Below are 21,498 nucleotides of genomic sequence, written 5' to 3' on the forward strand. Positions count from 1 at the left end.
CCGCGAATTTTCTCGCCCTCTGCCAAATTCATTTTTGGCAGGGGGTGTTTTATTTTTCCCTCTGCCCACAAACAGGAGGAAAAAATCATGACTCTGTATGAAGAACTCAAGGCCCGCGGCCTGGTAGCCCAGATCACCGATGAAGAGATCATCGACCTGATCAACAATGGCAAGGCAACCTTTTACATCGGCTTTGACTGCACTGCCGACAGCCTGACCGCAGGCCACTTTATGGCCCTGACCCTGATGAAGCGCCTGCAGATGGCAGGCAACAAGCCTATTGCCCTGATCGGCGGCGGCACTACCATGATCGGCGACCCCTCCGGCCGTACCGACATGCGCAAGATGCTGACCAAAGAGGATATCGCCCACAATGCCGCATGCTTCAAAAAGCAGATGGAAAAGTTCATCGACTTCTCTGAGGGTAAGGCACTGATGCTGAACAATGCAGACTGGCTGCTGAACCTGAACTACGTGGAACTGCTGCGTGATGTGGGTGCCTGCTTCTCCGTGAACAACATGCTGCGCGCCAAGTGCTACGAGCAGCGCATGGAGAAGGGCCTGTCCTTCCTCGAGTTCAACTACATGATCATGCAGAGCTACGACTTCTACTACATGTTCCAGCACTACGGCTGCAACATGCAGTTCGGCGGCGACGACCAGTGGAGCAACATGCTGGGCGGCACCGAGCTGATCCGCCGCAAGCTGGGCAAGGACGCTTATGCTATGACCATCACCCTGCTGACCGACTCTCAGGGCAAGAAGATGGGCAAGACCGCCGGCAATGCCGTCTGGCTGGATCCCAACAAGACCAGTCCATTCGAGTTTTACCAGTACTGGCGCAATGTGGGCGATGCCGATGTGATGAAGTGCATCCGTATGCTCACCTTCCTGCCGCTGGAGCAGATCGACGAGATGAGCACATGGAAGGATCAGCGCCTGAACGAAGCTAAGGAGATTCTGGCTTACGAGCTGACCAGCATGGTCCATGGCAAAGAAGAGGCCGAAAAGGCCCAGAATGCTGCCCGCGCACTGTTCAGCGGCAGCGCAATGGATACCGAGCACATGCCTTCTACTCAGCTGACCGAGGCCGACCTGACCGATGGCTCCATCGGCATCCTGACCCTGATGGTCAAGGCTGGTCTGGCAGCATCCAACGGCGAGGCACGCCGTCTGGTCGTGCAGGGCGGTGTTCTGGTGGATGGCGAGAAGGTAGCCGCTCCCACCGTTGGCTTCACTGCTGAGCAGCTGGCAAAGGGTATTGTGATCAAGAAGGGCAAGAAGATCTACCACAAGGTCACTCTGTAAAAAATATTGAACATGAAAATGCCGGTGTACTCTGTTTTGGAGTGCACCGGCATTTTTTCACTTGATGGAGGATTGCTCGCTTGCTTGCAAAATTTACAGCTCGTAAGCCTTCTTCAATGCTTCGTAAGCTGCATCCTCATTCTCTGCGTGGACCAGCAGGGAAATATCCAGATCGCTGGTGGTGATAAGCAGTACTTCAATGCCGGCCATTGCCAGAGAATTCAGTGCACGGGCAGCTACGCCGCAGCTGGTGACCATTTCTTCACCAAACAGGTTCAGCTTGGAATAACCCACGCTGATCAGCGGGGAAGCCTTGGCATCCTTGTCCAGATTTGCAACGGAAATAGCCTTCATCACCAGCGGAAGATCACTGCTGGAAGCGGTAAAGCTGAAATCAATGGTGGTGCCATGGGGTGCACTCTGGCTGATCATATCTACGACCACACCGTTATCTGCAAAGATCTGCAGGTAACGTGCGAGGCTGTTGCCCTTGAACTCTACATCCTGCACACTGATCATCATGAGGCTCGGCTCAATATTGATCTTCGATACTCCGTACATAAGGATCCTCCGTTCTGCCCGAAAGGCGGGCTTCAACAATACAAAAATATTCAGGTAAGCTGCAAAAACTCCGGGTCGATATTTTCCCGGGCAATGGACTGAATCATTTCCAGGCTGAAATCTGGATACGCCTTCCGTACTCCGTGGGCCTTTGTAAGGGCTTCGGTATAATCGCGGAACAGGTAGGTACGCACATTGGATTTGCCTGCATCATAGTGGGTCACCGTCGGCAGAAGTCTGGGAGAGAGCACGCTGCAACGGACAGTGCCGTCCGGTTCGGTCGTTTTTTCAAGCTGAACCGATAAAATTGCGCCGACCAGCTGATTGGGCTTTTCCTGCGTGCTGATAAAATTGCCCAGAGAATAGGCCGTGAACACCTGCCTGCCGTCTGCTGCAGTCAGCCACTGTGCATTTTGCAACACATGCGGGTGGGTGCCAATGATCAAGTCTGCACCCCAGTCTGCAAGGTTCTGCGCCAGAGTTCGCTGCGGATCTGCGATGGCATGGCTGTTTTCTACGCCCCAGTGCACACCCACCACCACAAAATCTGCAAGCTGACGTGCCGCTTTTACCTGCTGCTCGATCACATCGGTCTGGCTGGTATAGATCACATTGGCCTGCATGGAGCTGTTCTGCGGGATGCCATTGGTATGCTCTGTGTAGGAAAGATATGCGATCGTTACACCATTGACAGTCTGCAGCGGGACATGACCGTAGTCGCTTTCTCCCTTCCACAAACCGATCGTTACAACATCCTCCGGCATACTGCCCCAGAAGCGCAGGGTAGCGGCAATGCCGGAAGCGCCTTTATCGTAGGTGTGGTTATTGGACAGGCTGAACACCCGCACACCCGCCCGGTAAAGCGCACGGGCGCAATCGCCCGGCGTAGAAAAGCATGGGTAGGAGGATGGCTCCAATTCATCCGTGCAGAGCGTTTCCTGATTGATCCAGTTCACATCATGCTGTGCATAAAAAGGCGCAATATGTTCGTAACAGTAATCGAAACTGTAAGCTTCCTCTCCGGAAGCGCGGCGCTGCGCCTGCTTATAAATGGGAGCGTGGATCAGATTATCTCCTGTTGCAGAAAAGCGGACAGTCTGAACCAGCGGCTGCGGTTCCGGCTCTGGCGCAGGCTCTGCTTCTTCCGGCTGTGATACAGTGGCAGAACCTGCAGAAGAGCTTTCCGTGCTCACCGGTTCTGCCGTCGGTATGCTTTCCTGCAGAAAGAACTTTGGCAGCAATGGCAGGCAGAACAGAAATACGATCAGCATCGCTCCGGCTGTCCAGAAAGCCTGCCTTCTGGCACGGCGTTTTGCAGTCGGTCTGCGCCGGTGCTGTTGCGGGGATTGTTTGCTCATCCGCGTCCACATCCTTCCACCATGTTTCTGCCAAAAGCAGAGCAATCAGGCTTTTTAAAGTGCAGCGATCATATCACCCATATTGTACAGGCCCGGCTCCTTTTTTGCAAGGTAAACTGCTGCATTCACAGCGCCGTTTGCAAAAATATTGCGGGAGTAAGCGGTGTGCTTGAGGGTGATCACCTCATCCGGACCGCAGAACAGCACTTCGTGATCACCCACGATGCTGCCGCCGCGCACGGAACTGATACCAATTTCCTTCGGGTCGCGCTTCTGGCGGACAGAAGAACGGTCGTAAACATAATGATATTCGCCATTATTCTGCTCGTTGATGGCATCAGCCAGCATCAGTGCAGTGCCGCTGGGAGCATCCAGCTTGTTGTGGTGGTGCTGCTCCACGATCTCAACATCGTAGTTCACACCCAGAATAGCCGAAGCGCGCTTGCACAGCTCCGACAGCACATTGATGCCCATGGACATATTAGCGCTCTTGAACACCGGCACCGTGCGGGATAGCTGCACCACCTTGAGCTGCAGCTCTTCCGAAAGGCCGGTGGTGCACACCACGATGGGCAGCTTGTGAGCTTCACAGTAGGGCAGAGCCTTTTCCACAGCGGCCGGAGAGCTGAAATCGATGATCACATCGCCCTTGCCGTCCAGCTTTTCCAGGCTGTCATACACAGGGATGCCGTTCTGTTCGCCATCCTTCAGGTCGATGCCTGCAATCACGCGGCAGTCCTCGCGCTGTGCGATCATATCACACAGCACATGGCCCATGCGGCCGCCGATGCCCTGAATCACAATATCCGTCATAATTTTTATCCTTTCCTGCCCGTTTTTCATATCGGCATATCGCAAAATGCCCGGACAGAGCGCTCCGCCGGGCATTTTGCAGCCAAAAACTTATTCTGTAATAAGACCCTCTGCACGCAGAGCCTTTTCAATCTGCTCCTTGTGGGCCTCGCTCGGCTCTACCAAAGGCAGACGGCACTCGCCAGCTTTCCAGCCCAGCACATTCATGGCGTACTTCACCGGGATGGGATTCACTTCACAGAACAAAGCATCTGCCAGCGGCAGCATTTCCAACTGCAGCTGACGTGCCTTTGCGGTATCGCCGTCAAAGAATGCCTTGCAGCAGTTGTGCACCAGCTCCGGCTTGACATTGGACACGACGCTGATCACGCCCTTGCCGCCCAGAGCCAGCAGGGGAACCACCTGATCGTCGTTGCCGGAATAAATGTTCAGCTCGTCGCCGCACAGCTGTGCGATCTTGGCTACCTGAGAGATGTTGCCGGAAGCTTCCTTGATGCCGTTGATCAGAGGATGCTTGCTCAGTTCCAGAGCAGTCTCCGGGGCAATGTTCAGGCCGGTGCGGGAAGGCACGTTGTACATGATCACCGGGATGCCTCCGGCCTCAGCCATGGCGGTAAAGTGAGCAACCAGACCAGCCTGAGAGGTCTTGTTGTAATAGGGAGTCACCATCAGCAGAGCGTCTGCGCCGCATTCGGCAGACTTTGCGGCCAGTGCGCAGCCGTGGTCGGTATCGTTGGAGCCAGCGCCTGCAATGACGGGCACGCGGTGGTTGACAACCTCCACCGTATACTTGATGGCGGCAAGCTGCTCCTCATCGGTCATAGTAGAGCACTCGCCGGTGGTGCCGCAGATGATGATGGCATCGGTATGGTGCGCGATCTGATCCTCAATAATGCGGCCCAGCTCGTCAAAGTTGATGCTTCCGTCCTCGTACATCGGGGTGATAATGGCAACACCCGCGCCGGTAAAGACAGGATTCTTCATAGCCTAAAACTCCTTTGTATGCGCTTTTGCGCAAAATATACTTAGTCGAAATAGCCCTTTGCGGCCAGCAGCTCTGCCAGCAGAACGCCGCCGCCTGCAGCACCGCGCAGGGTGTTGTGGCTCATGCAGGCAAACTTGTAATCAAACAGGGTGTCCTCGCGCAGGCGGCCGATGCACACAGCCATGCCGTTCTCGGTGTTGCGGTCCAGCTTGGGCTGCGGACGATCCGGCTCGGTGAAGTAATGCAGGAACTGCTTGGGTGCGCTGGGCAGGTCAAGCTCCTGTGCGGGGCCGCGGAAGTTTGCCCATGCCTCCAAAATCTGCTCCTTGGTGGGCTTCTTCTCAAAGCTTACAAACACGGCAGCGGTGTGGCCGTCGGAGACAGGCACGCGGAAGCACTGTGCGGTGATTACCGGCTTTTCGGCGTTCACGATATGGTCGCCCTCAATGTGGCCCCACAGCTTGAGCGGCTCGCGCTCGCTCTTTTCTTCCTCGCCGCCGATGTAGGGGATCACGTTGTCCACGATCTCGGGCATACGGTCAAAGGTCTTACCTGCACCGGAAATGGCCTGATAGGTGCACACCAGAGCCTTGCTGACACCAAAATCCTTCATCAACGGGTGCAGAGCGGGAACGTAGCTCTGCAGGCTGCAGTTGGACTTAACGGCAATAAAGCCGCGCTTGGTGCCCAGACGCTTGCGCTGTGCGGGGATGATCTCGATGTGGTCGGCGTTGATCTCGGGCACCACCATGGGCACATCCGGGGTAAAGCGGTTTGCACTGTTGTTGGACACCACCGGGCACTCAGCCTTTGCATAGGCCTCTTCCAGAGCCTTGATCTCATCCTTGGGCATGTTGACTGCACAGAAGATAAAATCCACCTGAGAAGCAACCTCTTCCACCTTGGATGCATCCAAAACTACCATCTTCTTGACACTTTCCGGCATGGGGGAGGTCATGGCCCAGCGGGGACCGACAGCTTCCTCATAGGTCTTGCCGGCGCTGCGGCCGGATGCAGCCAGAACAGTCAGCTTGAACCAGGGGTGATTTTCCAGCAGCGTCACAAAACGCTGACCGACCATACCAGTCGCACCTACGATACCCACTTTATACTGTTTTTCCATTTCCAGCACCTTTCCTTTCGTGAAAGCGAACTCAATAAATATTTCTATTACATAGATTCACGGCTTGCAAACCGGACAGCGATGCAATATAATAGATACTGTTTATACAGATTTTATGATATCATTGATACGGTGTCCGTGTCAATCATCGGAAAGGCAAATTGAACGCTATGTTAAAAAAAGATTTTTGGTATGATTTACCCAAAGAGCTCATTGCACAGGAGCCGGCTGACCCCAGAGACTCTGCACGGCTGATGGTGCTGAGCCAGAAAGACGACAGCATCCAGCACAAGATCTTCCACGATCTACCGGAATTTTTAGAGCCGGGCGACCTGCTGGTGGTAAACAATTCCAAGGTCCTGCCTGCCCGCATCGTGGGTGTCAAGCAGCCCACCGGTGCTGTGTGTGAGCTGCTTTTGCTGCGTCAGGTCAAAGGTGACCAGTGGGAATGCCTTGCAAAGCCCGGCAAGCGGATGCAGCCCGGCACGAAGGTGAGCTTTGGTGACGGCAGCCTGACCGCCGTGGTAGACGAGACCATGGAGGACGGCAACAAGTACGTTACATTCTATTACGATACCGAGACCCTTTATGAAAAGCTGGACGAATTTGGCAAAATGCCTCTGCCGCCCTACATCACCAAGCAGCTGGAGGATCAGAGCCAGTACCAGACCGTCTATGCCAAGGAGCTTGGCAGCGCCGCAGCGCCCACGGCTGGCCTGCACTTCACCCCGGAACTGATGGATACCATCCGCGCCAAGGGCGTGAACATTGCTGAAGTGACCCTGCATGTGGGTCTGGGCACCTTCCGCCCTGTACAGGAGGACGAGATCGCGGATCACAAAATGCACAGCGAATGGTACTGCATCGACGAAAAAACGGCGCAGATGATCCGCGATACCAAGGCTGCCGGTCACCGTGTGATCGCAGTGGGCACTACCAGCTGCCGCACGCTGGAAGCCGTTGCCGCAAAGTACGGCGAAATCCGCGCCTGCAGCGGCAACACTTCTATCTTCCTGTATCCAGGCGTGAAGTTCAACTGCATCGACGGCCTGATCACCAACTTCCACCTGCCGGAAAGCACCCTTATCATGCTGGTGTCGGCCCTGTATGGCTACGAGAAGACCATGGCAGCCTATAAGGTGGCTGTGGAGGAACGTTATAGATTCTTCTCTTTTGGCGATGCGATGTTTATACGAGGCGGGAACGACCCGGAAGATAAAAAGTAATGAAAAAGTCCAGAAGCCATGCGGGTTTCTGGACTTTTTTCTTATTCGGCGGTTTTGTACGAAAATCGTAGTTCAATGCCGTTTTTGAGCAAAATTGAGGTGGTAAGGCCATCTTTTATACAAAAGTTTGAGACCGTTTCGTTGAGGAAATCCTTGACGATTTTGGGGTCGATTTTGCGGATGAAACGCTCATAGTTCACATAGCGCTTGTCCAAGAGCTGCTGGGTCAGGATGAACTGGCTGGCCTTCTGCATGAATGCCTCATCGGAAAGCGACAGGTCAAAGGCATTGGCGATGTCCAGCTCGTTGATGCGGGAGTCTACCTCGCTGAGGGCTTTTGTGATGCGCTCACGCTCGATGTTGAAGTCTTTGCTTGCCATCTCGTCATCTCCGTAGAGATAGATGGTCTTCAGGCGGTTGAGGGCGCGCTCAAGCCGGCGCTTCTCGGAGAGCAGCAGATCACGTTCGCTCAAGTCCGCACTGGACTCCGTGGCCGCGATGGTAGGAGATTCAAAGCGCTTCTCATCAAAGCCGCTGCGCAGGTGGTTGTATAGTTCTTCGAGGCCCGGACGCTCGATGTGGTCAACGCGGGAAAGCGCTTCGCCACGCAGCAGCTTCTTCTCCAATGTTTCGATGGATGTCGTTCTGCCGAAGGAGTTGGATGCTTTTATCAGGTTGGCGAAGAAGTTCAGTACGAATGGGCCGAGGGTCACATCGGAGACGTACTTGTTGGTGCAGTCCTCGGATTTGCGTCGCCGGGAGCAGATGTACATAGACGGTCTCCAGCCGTCTGCCCGGACTTTATCGGTGGTTGCAGCCATCGTGGAGCCGCAGCAGCCGCAGGTGAGCAGCCCGGCGAAGACGTGGACGTTTTTTCGCTGATAGGTGGCATTCTTGTTGTAGCGCTTGCTTTCCAGAATGACACCGACAGCAGCCTGTCGTTCAGGGGACACAATGGCCGGGTGGTGGTTCTCGACCAATACCCATTCGTCCTTGCCCTTTTCGCGGAAACGCTTTGTGTTGGACTCGTCGCGGTAATTGTACCGATACGTTCCAGAGTAGAATGGACTGGAAAGAATCGTGTGGACGGTGGTCGGACTCCAGTCGCTTCCAGCGCGGGATTTCAGGCCACGCTCATTCATAATCCGAGCAACCCGGACAATGGACTTTTCGGACTCGTACAGGGAGTAGATTAGACGGACGATTTTGGCCTCGTCCTCGGCGATGGAGAAGGTCTTGCTCTCTTTGTCGTAGGAGTACCCGTAGGGAACCTTGCCGCCGTTCCAGATGCCATCATTGGCGCGGGACACGAAGACGGCGCTGACTCGCTCAGAGGTCGTTTTGCGCTCCAGTTCCGCGAAGATCAGGATGATTTTGAGCATGGCTTCGCCCATTGCAGAGCTGGTGTCGAACTGCTCGTTCTTCGACACGAAGACCACGCCAAGCTCTTTCAGCTCGGCGTACATGACGGAAAAGTCCAGAAGGTTGCGGCTGATACGGTCGATTTTCCAGACCAGAAGGTGTGAGAACTCACCAGTCCTCATCCGGGCCATCATCTGCTGATAGTCTGGACGGTCGGTATTTTTGGCAGAGTAGCCTGCATCCTCGAAAATCACATAGTCCGAGATGCCGAGGGCATATTTTGCATAGTTGATGAGTTCCTCTCGCTGGACGGGCAGACTGGCCCGGTCAACCTGATACTGCGTTGAGACTCGAACGTATATGGCGGCTTTCTTTTCCTCAAAGCGTTGTGCCGCCTTCTTCGTCACATAGCCCATTGCGAAACCTCCAGAAGATAATGATAGCTGAAGAAAAAGCAGCTCCGTGCGTAGTGCGGGGCTGCTTTTTCTGTTATGCACAAAAAGGAATGATAGAAACTATGCAAAATGTCGGGGGGGGGTACACATTCAGGGAATCGACAACGGCATCACGGATGCTGCCATAGTCTGCAAGGTATGGGTCCAGCTTTTGCAGCATAGTAAGCGAGATGGTCTTCTGAGGGCCGCACTGCTCGTCCAGAATATGAGTCGGTACGATGTAGAAGTCCCATCCATCCAACACCAACGGGTTGGCCCGTTCCCGCACGGTCTCCGTATAGAGGCAGAACACATACACGTCGGATTGCCGTTTGACCTCCTCAGCATAACCGCTGATGGAGTCCCAAGCTCTCGTTGGCCGGATGCTGAACTGGATGTTGGACAGCCTACCATCGCCCTGCCGCCATGCCTGAAGATATGCGCAACTCTTGACCTCGATGCGCACTTCATCGCGGGCCTCGCCATTACATACCCAGTTGTAGGGGAAAGAGATGTCGTAGGGAGTCCAGTCATCGTTGGTTCCGCTCAGATCAATGCCCAGCGCGGCGGATACAATGAACTCGCAGTAGGAGCCTCGCAGGGTGTTGTTGAGCAGGTCTGAGGCGTTCCAGCGCCAGTAGTCGCTCAAGGATTTACCGATGGGCATATCATCAAAGACGATAAGTTCGTCCCCGGTACGTTGCTTCGTCATGATTTTCACCTCCTCGAAAAGTCAACCCGTATCAGCCTACGTCGGCTTTTTCCTCACGTTGCATGGACGTTATGATGACCCGCTGCTCCGGGGTCATATAGCGGTCGAGCAGCGACCACAAAACCTGCCGGTCTGCGATAGACGCCTTCTCGTAGCAGGCGACTAAGATGCTGACGTCGGGCGGCGTACGGCCGACAGCGGGCAGATCGGCACCGACCAAAACGTCCAGCGTCACGCCCAGTACAGAGGCCAGCTCCACAGCGGTCTCGATGTTCGGCGTTCTATCGCCGGAAACATAACGTGAGATGGTAGTCTCCGTCGTGTTGATGCGCTCTGCGACAGCACGCTGCGTGAGGCCGCGCTTGTCGATGAGTTCTTTGAACTGTTTGGCGAACATGGCTTTGCTGTACATAGTCATACCTCCCAATGTAGCTTACTTACCAAGTTTATAACATACTTGTCAAAGAGTAAACAAAACTTACCAAAATTATCATTTTAAGATTGACATATACCATAACGGTAAGCTATAATGAAGACACGGAAAGGGGGTGAGCGGATGAATAGCTCCAAGCTCAAGGGAATCCGGGTCGAGAAGGGAAAGACCCAGAAGAACATGGCCGAATTGATCGGCAAATCGCTTGTTACCTACTCCAAGAAGGAGCGCGGAGAAGTCGAGTTCTCCAATGAGGAAATGAGCATTGTCGCCAAGGCGCTTGACCTGACCAGCGATCAGGTCAACGCTATTTTTTTCGACGACAACTTACCAAAAGGGTAAGTATACGCATGGCGGTTTGCTGATGTCTAAAGTATAACGCATCAAGGGGGCAAAGAAAATGGGACGCGATGCCGCAAAAGCCTGTGAAAACCAGTGCTTCCGGTGTAGGAAAGAGGCCGCAAAGTACAACGATAAGCTCGGTAGCCGTGAAGGTGCTGCGGAACTGCTCGGAATCTCTGTCTCGAGCCTTGCAGATTACGAGTTGGGCAACACAAAGGTCATCCCGGTGGATAAGGTGGTGCTGATGGCAGACATCTACAATGCACCGGAGCTGATGGCGTGGTATTGTTCGTCGGAATGCCTTATCGGAAAGAGCCTCGAAATGCCGTCCCCTGAAATTGCCTCGGTAGAGCGTACGACCATGAAGCTGCTGAAGCAGCTCCGGCAGGGTGACATCGAGCAGGTCAAGGAAAAGCTCATCGACATCACGGCAGATGGCATCATCTCCAAGGATGAGTGGGCAGACCTGACCGAAATCCTCGACTACCTCGACGGACTGATTCGGGCGGCGCGGGAACTGAAGCTCATTGGCTCCAAGCTCCTGAATGGAGGTGCAGACGATGGCTGACCTCCAAGTGCTGAAGAAGCTGCTGGCAGAAGAATATGGCATCACAACCGCAAGAGAACTCGACGAAGCCATGAAGAAAATCGGCGGATTGAATATCGGCGTGTTTGCATCGCCGGTAAGAAAGGATGGAACGAAACATGAAAAAGTACGCAGTATTGCACGAGCCGGGTGACATCGTTACGCTGGCCGGAACCAGATTTGTGGTGCTGGATGTTGAGCGTCGTGGTAGCCTGCCGGACAGCCTGTTCCTGCTGGCGCTGGAATCGGTTGGTGCTTCTGAATTTGGCAGCTCCAACAACTACGCAGAGAGCGACCTGAAGAAGGCCGTGGACAAGTGGTTGGAGGACATGGACAAGAAGGGCCTCGACAACGAAAAGCTCATCACCCGCGAGATCAACCTGACCACGCTGGACGGTTCTGGCCGCTATGGGAAGCTGTCGGTGAAGGCTGCGCCGCTTACACTGGATGAAGCTCGCAAGTACGCTGACATCATCCCCAATGCGGAGCGGTGGTGCTGGCTGGCGACCGGTTGGAGCGGTCCCAGCAAGTCGGACGGTGATCTCGCCCTGTACGTCGACTCCAATGGCGACCGGGGCAACGACGTCTGCTCCCACTCGTTCGGCATCCGCCCCGCTTTGAAGGTCCCCTCTATCCTCTTTGAGGACTCTGAGGCCGGTCTGGACTTGAGCAAGATTCCAACCGATGAGCTGCTTCAGGAAATCCACCGCAGACTCGCGGAAAAGGCATGAGTGCCGATAAGCTGGCAGAAGCACGGCAGGCGGCGGAAACATCGCTGGGATTCAAAATCCCGGATGTGGTAGCCACCAGCGTTCTCTGGTATGCCCGGCGCAAATGTGAGCTGGCAGAGCAGCCGGAGAGCTACCTTCCGCTTCTGTACGAAACCGAGCTGACCGACTACTATATGCGGTTGGCAATCAACCTGAAGGGAGAAAAGCAACGTGAGCAACGAATGCGTGAAGCCCGAGATTCCGCAGTTCCCGGAACTGACATTTGAGGAAGAACGGCATCTCTACTACCTGAACGGGCTGGAAGTACCCAGCGTGACCACCCTGATGAAGCCGCTGTCCAGTGACTTCTACAGCACGGTGGACCCGGAGGTTCTGAACAAGGCCGCAAAGCGCGGCACGGCTATCCACAATGCGGTGGAGAACTACGCCAAGTTCGGCATTGAGGACATTCCGCCGGTGTATGCCGGGTATTTTGCCGGCTTCCGGGAGTGGTGGGATAGCCGCAAGCCGGAAGTTCTGGCGACCGAAACCAAGGTCTACCACAAAATCCTGCGGTATGCAGGCACGGTCGATCTGCTGTGCATCATCGACGGCAGGGTGACGCTGGTGGACTACAAGACATCGGCACAGGTGAACAGCAAGCTCTGCGCTGTGCAGCTTGAAGCCTATGACAGGGCATGGGAGAGCCACGACATCAAGGTCGATGACCGGCTGATTCTCCACCTGTCCAAGAAGGGCTATCAGGAAGTGCGCTTTCCCCGGAGTGGGAAGTGCTGGTCGGTGTTCTCGTCCTTGATGACAATTAAGAACTACATGAACGAGTGATTTTTAGGAGGTTCGACAGATGGAAAAAGAAACTATGGTGGCAACCGTTCCGCAGGCCGAAATCGTTGATGAGCAGCAGCTCTCCCGCGATGTGACCGACATCGAGTTTCAGGCGGAGTCGCTGGTTATCCAGACCGATGAAGATTACGCCTTTGCCGGTGAGTTCGGCAAGATGCTGAAGAAAAAGGCGTCGCAGGTCACGACGTTCTTCAAGCCCATGAAAGACAGCGCCTATCAGGCCCACAAAGCGGTTTGCGACCGGGAAAAGGCCATGCTGACCCCGCTGCGCAACGCCGAGAAGACGGTCAAACAGGTGATGAGCGCCTACATTGCAGAGCAGGAACGTAAGCGCCGGGAAGCTGAAGAAGCTGCTCGACGGGCAGCGGAAGCTGAACGGGAGCGCAAGATTCAGGAAGCGGCTACGCTGGAAGCCGCCGGTGATGCAGATGGAGCGGAGGCCGCCTTTGAGGAAGCAGCCATCATGGATGATGCTGCAAGCTATGCGGTAGTACCCGCCACGGTCACCCCGAAGGTCTCCGGCGTCAGCACCTCGAAAGACTGGGAAATCGTCGAGATCGACCCCAAGGCGGTCCCGCTGGCGGTGGCGGGCATTGAGCTCCGCCCGGTCGATCAGGCCGCTGTTATGCGCCTCATCCGTGCCTCGAAGGGCCAGATCGAAATTCCCGGCATCACCTACCGTCAGGTCGCAAAAATGAGCTTCAGGGGGTAAAAGAATATGTCTACTGCTATGAGCAAAGCTGAGAGCAACGCTCTCGTTGTCAGCTACGATGTTCTTGGCACGCACGTTGAGCTGGATTTGGATTTCGTGAAGAAGTACCTCGTTCGCGGCAAGGCAGAACTGGTAAGCAATCAGGAACTCGTGTTCTTTATGAACACATGCCGCCAGCAGAAACTCAACCCGCTGGTTCAGGGCGAGGTCTACCTCATCAAGTACAGCAAAGATGACCCGGCGCAGATGGTCGTTGGCAAGGATGCCTACCTCCGCAGAGCATTTGACCACCCGGACTACCTGTTCAAGAACGACGGCATCACGGTACAGCGTGGGAACGAGATTATCCAGAAAGAGGGATGCTGCCTCTATCCGGGTGAAACTCTGGTTGGCGGCTGGTGCCGCGTTACCTTCATGCGGAACGGCAAGGAACGCACTGCATTCAAGGAAGTTGCCTTTGCCGAGTACAACAAGGGGCAGGCAAACTGGAAATCCAAGCCTGGCACCATGATCAACAAGGTCGCTGTCAGCCAGTGCGTGAGAGATGCCTTCCCGAAGGACTATGAGGGCATGTACTCCGAGGATGAGATGATCGCATCCGGCGCTATCCCGGCGGAATACAGGGAGCTGGATGACCCGAAGCCGGAAGAACAGCCGGCCGAGGAAGAAGACCCGGTCATCTCGCAGGAGCAGCGCCAGCAGCTTTTCAAGGCGGCGCAGGCAAACTTCGGCAAGGACAAAGGCAACGCCGTGGTCAAGTCCATCATCGAGGAGATGGGGCTGACCTCTACGACCGGCATGAAGATGTCCACCTACAACAAGGTGGTCGAGCGGCTGGTCGAGATCTGCACGGCCCACAAGGCGGAGCTGGAAGCTGAGGAAGCCACCAAAAATGACGGTGCAGCCGAAGAATAAAGCCACCGGCGGAAAAGGAAGGTGAGGGGATGCCGTGGATAAGCGTACATCAGGAGGTGGACGGTACGAAGCTCCGTAGATTATACCGTGCCATCGGGTGTTCCAAGTTTGAAGCCCTCGGCATCCTGAACTTCCTGTGGTTCTGGGGCATGAAGAACGCCGATGAGACCGGGCTGGTCAAGGATGCAGACCTCGAAGTCCTGAGCCGATACCTGTACGGCTGCGGCGAGGACTGCCAGCTCGACATGGGCAAAGTGGTTCAGGCCCTTGTGGACACCGGCTGGATTGATGTGGCGGCCGACGGCTTTTACATCCACGACTGGGACACATGGCAGGAGCAGTGGTATAAGCTCCAGAAAAACCGCAGGCTGGATGCTGAACGAAAGCGGAAAGCCCGCCAGATGGAGCGTGAGACCGCAAAGCCTGCGCCGAAGACCCCGGAGCCGGAACAGATGGAACCTCCTGTGAAACCAGAAGTCAAGCCGCCTGCAAAGCCGAAACCCGATAAAAAATCCTATGCGGAGTTCGTGAAGATGAGCGAAGCAAACTACGACAGGCTCGTGAAACTGTACGGCAAAGCCTTTGCGGATGCCTGCATTGTGGAGCTTGACAACTACAAGGGCGCACGGGGAAAGACCTACAAGGACGACTACCGCGCCATCCTCTGCTGGGTCGTAGACCGGGTCAAAGAAAAGAAACCGGGCCTGCTTCAGCAAAGCGTTAGCGAGGCAGCACCGGCTAAGGATAATCCGTTCAGAGAGTGGGGTGAGCAGAATGGGTAAATTTGACGGCCTGCTGCAAGGTGCTGTTCGTCAGGCGCAGGCGGCAAATCAGCCGGAGAACGGTGATTACTACGACGATGAAGGGTTCCTCGTCTGCGGGAACTGCCATACCCGTCGGCAGGTAGAGGTCAATATGCCCGACCTGAAAGCCGTTCCGTTCGACCCTAAGAAGAAAGTCCGGGTCAAGATGCCGGTATCCTGCCGCTGCCGGGCAGAACGGCGGAAGCAGGAAGAGCAGATGCTCATGCAGGACCGGGAAATGCGGGCAGCACAAACGCTTCAGCGGCAAAGCCTCATGGACGAACGCCTGCGGGACATTAGCTTTGACGGATTCCAGCAGACTAAGGATAACGCCTACAACCTGAAGCTCTGCCTGCGGTATGCGAAGCACTTCGATGAAATGCTGGCAAAGAATCAGGGGCTTTTGTTCTACGGCGGGGTCGGGACCGGGAAGACATTCGCAGCGGCCTGCATTGCAAACCATCTCCTGAGCCTGCGAGTCCCGGTGGTGATGACCTCGTTTGTGAAGCTGCTGGAAACTATGCAGGGCTTCAGTGAGGATGACAGCACCCTGATTGCCCGGCTGAACAGGGCAAAGCTGCTCATCATTGATGATCTCGGCGCTGAACGCAGTACAGACTTTGCGCTGGAAAAGGTCTACGACATTGTGGACAGCCGGTACAGAGCCAAACTCCCCATCATCCTCACCACGAACCTGAGCATGACCGAAATGAAAGAATCTGCGGACATCCGCTACACCCGCATCTATGACCGTATCTTTGAAATGTGCTACCCGATGCAGTTCACAGGTCGGTCGTGGAGAAAGGCGGAAGCGGCCCGCAGATTTGACGAGATGAAGAACTTTTTGGAGGGCAACGATGGATAAAGTTATCATCGCAAGCGTTGAGGACCGGCTTACGGTAGCTGCCATCCTCGTAAAGAACGACTACACCGTCCGGCAGGGCAAGCAGCTCCGGCAGGGCAAGAAAAGCTACGAATACTATCTGGAGTACGCTCCGAACGACAAGCCGAAGCAGGCGGCAGGGGAATGAGGACGCAATTCTGCATCTATGGGGAGCCGCGAGGTAAGGAACGCCCGAAATTCTCAACCGTATGCGGCCATGTGACAGCCCGAACCCCGGAAAACACGGTTCTGTACGAAAACCTTGTAAAGACCGAGTACAGAATCCAATCCGGGGTTCGGTTTGCTGATGACGCCATGTTGAGCGTGAGGATTTTTGCGTTTCTCTCCGTCCCGAGGTCGGCCAGCCAGAAAAAACACCTTGCCATGATCGACCGCCTGATACGCCCGACACGAAAGCCTGATTTCGACAACATCGGCAAAATCATCTGCGATGCCCTGAACGGCATTGCCTACCGCGATGATGCCCAGATCGTAGACGCACTGGTTCGGAAGTTCTACTCAGACATCCCGCGTGTTATCGTTGAAATCTCAGATATACCGTATGAACAGTAAAGGAGAATGACTATGAGCGACAAAACGTATGTGCTGTCCCTGAGCGCGGACACCTTCAACGCCTTCAAGATGGACTTCGACAGCGCCCTCCAGCGCTTGCTTCAGAAGATGGACAGGCTCCAGAGCGACAGCGCCTCCATCAACTGCAAAATCAGCGTGGCACTGACCCCGGCTCCGGAACGGAACTTCGATGCAACGCGGGAGGGGGACACCGTGCAGGTGATGAAGCCCAGCTTCAGCCACGAGATCAGCACCGAAATCAAGGTCAAGGACAAAACGACCGGCAACCTCTCCGGCAACCGCAAGCTGGTGTGGGATGAGGAGCTGATGGAGTATGTGATGAAGGACATCGACGATGGGCAGACCTCGCTTTTCGACACGGCCCAGAGCCGCCAGAATGCTGCGCCCCCTGTGGAGCAGGAACCGCCCCAGCTCCCGGAAGGCATCGTGGATGTTGACTACACGGTCATCAGCGATGACAAGGGCTACATCCTGCGCAACCCCGATAAGTGCGGCATCAAGGACCAGTGGGGCATCCTCAAAGTCCTTGTAGGAGAGCGGATGACGGTGAGCCGGAGTGCAGGCCACTGCTATGCGGAGACCGCAGACGGCATCATCGCCCTCGGCTCTGCCTACCTCGCAGAAGACCCCCGCCATGTGGATGACAGCATTCTGGAGCCTCATCTGGCAGAGGAAATCGCCTGCAACGGCTTCGGCACGGTTCAGGTCGGCGACCATGAGGAGCCGGAGAAGATCGTGGTAGAGTGTCTGGAATGCGGTGGCATCCTGCTGGATGTGGAAAACCCCAACGCCCGGAAGGGTGATGCCGAATGAGGTACGGAACCTGTTTTCTGTGCGGAAAGACCGGCTGGCTGGAAGAGCACCACGTCTACCCGGGGCCGTTCCGGGACAAGTCCGAAAAGTATGGCCTGAAGGTGGGCCTGTGCGGCGAGAGCTGCCATCGGAACGGCCGGTATGCGGCGCACCAGTGCAGGGAAACCTCCGATGCCCTGAAGCAGTTCTGGCAGATCAAGTACATGATGGCCCACAAAGCCAGCGTCGCAGACTTCCGGGCGGCATTCGGGAAGAACTATCTGGAACTCGACTACTACGATGATGAAAGGAGCTACCCTATGAACATTATTGCCATCAGCGGCCGCTTGACACGCGACCCCGAACTGCGCACCACTCCCAACGGAAAGCCCGTGGTGGAGTTCACGGTTGCGGTTGACCGGCCCGGCGTTAAGGACCAGACGGACTTTATCGACTGCGTGGCGTGGGAAAAGAAAGCTGAGTTTGTCGCCCGGTATTTCAAGCAGGGAAAGCGTATCGAGGCAAGCGGTGTCCTTACCACACGCACCTACGAGAAAAACGGGGTGAAGCGCAAGCGGACGGAGGTTCGCTGCGATCAGGTCTTCTTCGGCGAGTCCAAGAAAGATAGCGGCTCCACCCCGCAGGCAGCGCCGGAACCCACGAACGATGATTTCCGCCCGCTGCCCGATGATGATGACATCCCGTTCTGAGAAAGGAGAACACATGGAAGAAAATAAAAATCCCCTTATGGGCCATGTCGTAAAGGTCCCTGCACAGGTGTCCGGCATCCCTGACGGAGTGCAGATGACGGTGAACGCAGCCGTGACCACCTTTGCGGCGGTCGATGGCAAACCGGCTGGCATCGAAAGCATGGGTACGGCAGAATGCAATATGCTTGCCAGCTATACGCGGGGAACGGTCTCGTTCTCTGTCCACGGGGAAAAGCCCGTTATGGTGAGCGTCCGTCTGGATGAGTTGATGAGACTCTTGCAGGCGGCTGCTGCTGTATGTCACCACGAGCAGGAAGACAAGAAGAATGCTGAGGAGGAAAAGGCATGAGAAAGCTGTTTACGTCTGAGTCTGTGACCGAGGGTCATCCCGACAAGGTGTGCGACCGTATCTCTGATGCGGTGCTGGATGCAGTGCTGGCTGTTGACCCGAACGGCCGGGTGGCCTGTGAGACCTGCTGCACCACCGACACGGTGTTTATTGCAGGCGAGATCACGAGCAAGGTCGATGTGGATATTGAGGGCATTGCCCGGCGGGTCCTGCGTGACATCGGCTACACCGGTGGGGCATCTGGCTTTGATGCCGATACCTGCAAGGTCATGACGTTCATCCACAAGCAGTCCCCCGATATTGCAATGGGAACCAGCGACACGGTGGGCGGCGCAGGCGATCAGGGCATGATGTTCGGCTATGCCTGCAACGAAACCCCGGAGCTGATGCCCCTGCCCATCATGCTTGCGCACAAGATGGCCTACAAGCTCTCCCAGACCCGCAAGGATGGAACCATCCCCTTTATCCTGCCGGATGGCAAAACGCAGGTAACGGTGGAATATGAGGGGGATGGGAAGCCCCAGCGTATCGACGCCATCGTCATCTCCACTCAGCACACGGACGGGAGTCTCCCTCTGCTGATGCACCCGCTGGTGGAAAATGTCATCACGCCTGTTTTGCAGGAAGCCCGTCAGCACCTCCCGTGGCTCGACATCGACACCTACGACCTGTACATCAATCCTACCGGGCGTTTTGTGCAGGGTGGCCCTGCGGCAGACACCGGCTTGACCGGGCGGAAGATCATCGTGGACACCTATGGCGGTTATGCTCCCCACGGCGGCGGGGCATTCTCTGGCAAAGACCCCACGAAGGTTGACCGCAGTGCAGCATACATGGCCCGGCATATTGCAAAGAACGTCGTGGCATCGGGTCTGTGCGATAGGTGTCAGGTCCAGTTGGCCTATGCGATCGGCATGGCGTTCCCGGTATCCCTGCGCATCGACACGTTCGGGGCCAATGTGGATGAGGAAAAGCTCTGCAATGCAGTAGACCGCTGCTTTGAACTGACCCCGCTGGGAATCATTGATGCCCTGAACCTGCGCCTGCCTATCTATGAACAGACATCCGCCTACGGCCACTTCGGCAATGTAACGGGCGGCAATTTCACATGGGAGAGCACCCACAAAGCGGGGCTCCTGCGCAGAACGTATAACACGCTGTAAGAAACAAGGCAAGCCTCTTTCCCCGTGGGCGGGGAAGAGGGCGAAGCCCATGATGGGAGGTTTAGACATGGCACAGGAAGACAAGAACGTCACAATTCCCCCGGAAATGATGCAGGAGATCGTACGGGTGGCATCGGAAACAGCCATTGAAAAGTTCCAGCACGAAGCGGAGCGGAACCGAAAGGCCGTCAAGGATAAGCGCCTGCATAACACCAAGCTGCTGCTTCAGAACTACCACTGCTTTGTAGAACATAGCAAGAGTGCCGTGTATGAAGCCAGCCAGCTCTCCGAGGATGACGACTTCGAGGAGTTGATGGAGGAGCTGATGAGTCAGAGCGACGGCAGGGTGAGGGTCCCGGTGGTGAGGAGCATTCAGGAGAGTGCTGCCCACACCCGCATCATCGTGCAGCACATCGACCGTATGCTGGAATACTACAAGTTCCGCTGTGAGCATTCCAAGCGTGCGGAGGAAATGCGTCGGTATCGGACGATTTACGACCTCTACATTGCCCCTGAACCCAAGACTCAGCAGCAGATCGCCGATGAAGAACACGTCGATTTGTCAACCGTGTTCCGCGACCAGAAGGCGGGTATTTCCAAGTTGAGCGCCCTGATTTTTGGATGGTTGGACTAAAATTTTGGCAAAGTTGCAAAAAAGCTGCTATTGCAGTGCAATTACCACTGTGGTAAGATACGAAGCGTGAACCGATGTGTCACCCCGGAAAAACCGCGAGTGGCACATCTGGCCTCGTATCAAGCGGTGAAGCCAAAAACTTTCGCTCCGAATGCAAAACCGATTGACTCCGGTGGGTAAAGGGTTAGAATGAAGATAGGCCCAAAATCTTACCGAAAAGGTCAGGAGGTACGACAGATGGAACGAAAATCCGATAAAGTTAGACGTCTGGTTGCAGACGGTGACTTCAAAGGGGCTTTGCGGATTGCAAAGGACTTCAGGCTCGGCATCACGAAGGAGCAGTCCTCCACGATGACAAGAGCGTATGAGTGCATGGTCCACGGCAGATTCTACAGGCAGCTCGGCTATGATCTCGATGAGAAGATAGCTGATGGCGTGAAGATTCTGGTGGGCTTGTACGGAAGGAGCGAGGCACATGATTTACACCAGCCGGTACAGTAACCCGGAACTCAAGACCGGGAATTACACAGTCGTTGGGATAACACGGGGAGCGCCTAAGTTCCCCCTTCGGTATACGCTTGCAGGCAACATCATGGAGATCGCGCCGCCGGGTTATCTGTTCAACGAATACAACCGGGAGCGGTTCACGCCGCCCTACTTCCAGCACATGGACAGAGTAGGGACGGCGCGGATTGCTCAGATTCTCCAGCATTATGAGGACATGGGCAAGCCCGTGGTACTTTGTTGCTACGAAGATGTCCGAAAGCCCGGAGAGTGGTGTCATAGACTGGTGTTCGCAGAATGGTGGCTCCAAAGAACAGGAGAAATGATCGAGGAGCTGCCTGACCCGTCACCAAACAAGTGGGCGAAACAGCCTGAACCGCAGAAAGCGGTTGAGCCTGATGCAGTCCAGATGAAAATGTGGTAATACCCGCCGATAGCTCAGAAAGTAGAGCACCTGACTCTTAATCAGGGGGTCGCACGGTTCAATCCCTGCTCGGCGGACCAACCATAGGGAGTCATGTTGGAAACAGCATGGCTCCCATTTTTTATGCCTACGAACAAGGGCTTTCCAGACGTTCACGTCTTTGGAAACAACCCACCCTCTGGAAAGCAACTGCTCCAG

Annotated in this window: 29 protein-coding genes, 1 tRNA gene and 1 other annotated feature (1 of these 31 only partly in view); of the genes, 22 read left to right on the forward strand and 8 right to left on the reverse strand. The window is 55.4% G+C overall.

Annotation, left to right across the window (positions count from 1 at the left end; translation table 11 throughout):
* Positions 1–23: a binding site (T-box leader), on the forward strand (it extends 233 nt beyond the left edge of the window).
* Between the two features lie 64 nt (positions 24–87).
* Entirely contained in the window at positions 88–1,308 is a 1,221-nt protein-coding gene (gene tyrS, locus J3348_RS00865) for a tyrosine--tRNA ligase (protein WP_044953690.1), read from the forward strand.
* A gap of 93 nt (positions 1,309–1,401) precedes the next feature.
* Here the strand turns inward: tyrS and J3348_RS00870 are convergent, their stop codons facing one another.
* From J3348_RS00870 to asd, 5 genes are all read right to left on the reverse strand, one after another.
* Positions 1,402–1,869 carry an ACT domain-containing protein gene (locus J3348_RS00870; RefSeq protein ID WP_097775498.1) on the reverse strand — a complete coding sequence of 156 codons (468 nt, stop codon included), beginning with the start codon at positions 1,867–1,869 and terminating at the stop codon, positions 1,402–1,404.
* Positions 1,870–1,919: 50 nt separating this feature from the next.
* Entirely contained in the window at positions 1,920–3,227 is a 1,308-nt protein-coding gene (locus J3348_RS00875; protein WP_242702822.1) for a CapA family protein, read from the reverse strand.
* A 54-nt stretch (positions 3,228–3,281) separates the two neighbouring features.
* Positions 3,282–4,040 carry a 4-hydroxy-tetrahydrodipicolinate reductase gene (dapB, locus tag J3348_RS00880; RefSeq protein ID WP_044953691.1) on the reverse strand — a complete coding sequence of 253 codons (759 nt, stop codon included), beginning with the start codon at positions 4,038–4,040 and terminating at the stop codon, positions 3,282–3,284.
* A gap of 90 nt (positions 4,041–4,130) precedes the next feature.
* Positions 4,131–5,024: a 4-hydroxy-tetrahydrodipicolinate synthase gene (gene dapA, locus J3348_RS00885; protein WP_207698075.1), complete on the reverse strand. Its 894-nt coding sequence runs from the start codon at positions 5,022–5,024 to the stop codon at positions 4,131–4,133.
* 41 nt (positions 5,025–5,065) lie between these two features.
* A complete protein-coding gene (gene asd, locus J3348_RS00890) occupies positions 5,066–6,148 on the reverse strand; it encodes an aspartate-semialdehyde dehydrogenase (protein WP_005942078.1) in 1,083 nt (360 codons plus the stop codon).
* Between the two features lie 170 nt (positions 6,149–6,318).
* On the opposite strand from asd, the gene queA reads away from it, so the two are divergent.
* Positions 6,319–7,374: a tRNA preQ1(34) S-adenosylmethionine ribosyltransferase-isomerase QueA gene (gene queA, locus J3348_RS00895; protein WP_207698076.1), complete on the forward strand. Its 1,056-nt coding sequence runs from the start codon at positions 6,319–6,321 to the stop codon at positions 7,372–7,374.
* Positions 7,375–7,415: 41 nt separating this feature from the next.
* On the opposite strand, the gene J3348_RS00900 is transcribed toward queA, so the two are convergent.
* The 3 genes from J3348_RS00900 to J3348_RS00910 all read right to left on the reverse strand — a co-directional run bounded on the left by J3348_RS00900 (position 7,416) and on the right by J3348_RS00910 (position 10,294).
* Positions 7,416–9,152 carry a recombinase family protein gene (locus tag J3348_RS00900; RefSeq protein ID WP_207698077.1) on the reverse strand — a complete coding sequence of 579 codons (1,737 nt, stop codon included), beginning with the start codon at positions 9,150–9,152 and terminating at the stop codon, positions 7,416–7,418.
* A gap of 73 nt (positions 9,153–9,225) precedes the next feature.
* Entirely contained in the window at positions 9,226–9,882 is a 657-nt protein-coding gene (locus J3348_RS00905) for a hypothetical protein (RefSeq protein WP_207698078.1), read from the reverse strand.
* A gap of 31 nt (positions 9,883–9,913) precedes the next feature.
* Positions 9,914–10,294 carry a helix-turn-helix transcriptional regulator gene (locus J3348_RS00910; RefSeq protein WP_207698079.1) on the reverse strand — a complete coding sequence of 127 codons (381 nt, stop codon included), beginning with the start codon at positions 10,292–10,294 and terminating at the stop codon, positions 9,914–9,916.
* A gap of 144 nt (positions 10,295–10,438) precedes the next feature.
* Here J3348_RS00910 and J3348_RS00915 point away from each other — a divergent pair, with 144 nt between their 5' ends.
* From J3348_RS00915 to J3348_RS01010, 20 genes are all read left to right on the forward strand, one after another.
* Positions 10,439–10,657 carry a helix-turn-helix transcriptional regulator gene (locus tag J3348_RS00915; RefSeq protein WP_158576306.1) on the forward strand — a complete coding sequence of 73 codons (219 nt, stop codon included), beginning with the start codon at positions 10,439–10,441 and terminating at the stop codon, positions 10,655–10,657.
* A 58-nt stretch (positions 10,658–10,715) separates the two neighbouring features.
* Positions 10,716–11,225: a helix-turn-helix transcriptional regulator gene (locus J3348_RS00920; RefSeq protein WP_207698080.1), complete on the forward strand. Its 510-nt coding sequence runs from the start codon at positions 10,716–10,718 to the stop codon at positions 11,223–11,225.
* The gene (locus J3348_RS00925; protein WP_207698081.1) at positions 11,218–11,397 is read left to right on the forward strand and encodes a hypothetical protein; all 180 of its coding nucleotides are present in this window, start codon (positions 11,218–11,220) and stop codon (positions 11,395–11,397) included. Before J3348_RS00920 ends, J3348_RS00925 begins: the two co-directional genes overlap by 8 nt.
* A complete protein-coding gene (locus J3348_RS00930) occupies positions 11,363–11,974 on the forward strand; it encodes a hypothetical protein (protein WP_207698082.1) in 612 nt (203 codons plus the stop codon). The genes J3348_RS00925 and J3348_RS00930 overlap by 35 nt, the downstream gene beginning before the upstream one ends.
* Entirely contained in the window at positions 11,971–12,240 is a 270-nt protein-coding gene (locus J3348_RS00935) for a hypothetical protein (RefSeq protein ID WP_207698083.1), read from the forward strand. Before J3348_RS00930 ends, J3348_RS00935 begins: the two co-directional genes overlap by 4 nt.
* Complete coding sequence (locus tag J3348_RS00940) at positions 12,185–12,799, forward strand: hypothetical protein (RefSeq protein ID WP_154276209.1); 615 nt, start codon at positions 12,185–12,187, stop codon at positions 12,797–12,799. The genes J3348_RS00935 and J3348_RS00940 overlap by 56 nt, the downstream gene beginning before the upstream one ends.
* A 19-nt stretch (positions 12,800–12,818) precedes the next feature.
* Positions 12,819–13,529, forward strand: a complete 711-nt coding sequence (locus J3348_RS00945; protein WP_207698084.1) for a hypothetical protein — start codon at positions 12,819–12,821, stop codon at positions 13,527–13,529.
* A 6-nt stretch (positions 13,530–13,535) separates the two neighbouring features.
* Complete coding sequence (bet, locus tag J3348_RS00950; RefSeq protein ID WP_097780252.1) at positions 13,536–14,444, forward strand: phage recombination protein Bet; 909 nt, start codon at positions 13,536–13,538, stop codon at positions 14,442–14,444.
* Between the two features lie 29 nt (positions 14,445–14,473).
* Entirely contained in the window at positions 14,474–15,226 is a 753-nt protein-coding gene (locus tag J3348_RS00955; protein WP_207698085.1) for a hypothetical protein, read from the forward strand.
* Positions 15,219–16,112 carry an ATP-binding protein gene (locus tag J3348_RS00960; protein WP_207698086.1) on the forward strand — a complete coding sequence of 298 codons (894 nt, stop codon included), beginning with the start codon at positions 15,219–15,221 and terminating at the stop codon, positions 16,110–16,112. The genes J3348_RS00955 and J3348_RS00960 overlap by 8 nt, the downstream gene beginning before the upstream one ends.
* The gene (locus tag J3348_RS00965) at positions 16,105–16,278 is read left to right on the forward strand and encodes a hypothetical protein (protein WP_179859790.1); all 174 of its coding nucleotides are present in this window, start codon (positions 16,105–16,107) and stop codon (positions 16,276–16,278) included. Before J3348_RS00960 ends, J3348_RS00965 begins: the two co-directional genes overlap by 8 nt.
* Positions 16,275–16,703, forward strand: a complete 429-nt coding sequence (locus J3348_RS00970; protein WP_097780255.1) for a RusA family crossover junction endodeoxyribonuclease — start codon at positions 16,275–16,277, stop codon at positions 16,701–16,703. Before J3348_RS00965 ends, J3348_RS00970 begins: the two co-directional genes overlap by 4 nt.
* 12 nt (positions 16,704–16,715) lie before the next feature.
* Entirely contained in the window at positions 16,716–17,537 is an 822-nt protein-coding gene (locus tag J3348_RS00975) for a hypothetical protein (protein WP_207698087.1), read from the forward strand.
* On the forward strand, positions 17,534–18,226 hold the full coding sequence (gene ssb, locus J3348_RS14125; protein ID WP_242702823.1) for a single-stranded DNA-binding protein: 693 nt from the start codon (positions 17,534–17,536) through the stop codon (positions 18,224–18,226). Before J3348_RS00975 ends, ssb begins: the two co-directional genes overlap by 4 nt.
* Positions 18,227–18,239: 13 nt before the next feature.
* Complete coding sequence (locus tag J3348_RS00985) at positions 18,240–18,575, forward strand: hypothetical protein (RefSeq protein WP_118527198.1); 336 nt, start codon at positions 18,240–18,242, stop codon at positions 18,573–18,575.
* Positions 18,572–19,738: a methionine adenosyltransferase gene (gene metK / locus J3348_RS00990; protein ID WP_207698088.1), complete on the forward strand. Its 1,167-nt coding sequence runs from the start codon at positions 18,572–18,574 to the stop codon at positions 19,736–19,738. Before J3348_RS00985 ends, metK begins: the two co-directional genes overlap by 4 nt.
* A gap of 49 nt (positions 19,739–19,787) precedes the next feature.
* Positions 19,788–20,372, forward strand: a complete 585-nt coding sequence (locus tag J3348_RS00995; RefSeq protein ID WP_187119376.1) for a hypothetical protein — start codon at positions 19,788–19,790, stop codon at positions 20,370–20,372.
* Between the two features lie 237 nt (positions 20,373–20,609).
* Complete coding sequence (locus J3348_RS01000; protein ID WP_207698089.1) at positions 20,610–20,873, forward strand: hypothetical protein; 264 nt, start codon at positions 20,610–20,612, stop codon at positions 20,871–20,873.
* On the forward strand, positions 20,848–21,300 hold the full coding sequence (locus J3348_RS01005; RefSeq protein WP_097780261.1) for a hypothetical protein: 453 nt from the start codon (positions 20,848–20,850) through the stop codon (positions 21,298–21,300). Before J3348_RS01000 ends, J3348_RS01005 begins: the two co-directional genes overlap by 26 nt.
* Positions 21,301–21,303: 3 nt before the next feature.
* Positions 21,304–21,380: transfer RNA gene (locus tag J3348_RS01010), tRNA-Lys, on the forward strand.
* The last annotated feature ends 118 nt before the right edge of the window (positions 21,381–21,498 follow it).

Origin of the sequence: Faecalibacterium sp. Marseille-Q4896, from assembly GCF_017377615.1 — a bacterium.
GTDB classification, from domain to species: Bacteria; Bacillota; Clostridia; order Oscillospirales; family Ruminococcaceae; genus Faecalibacterium; species Faecalibacterium taiwanense.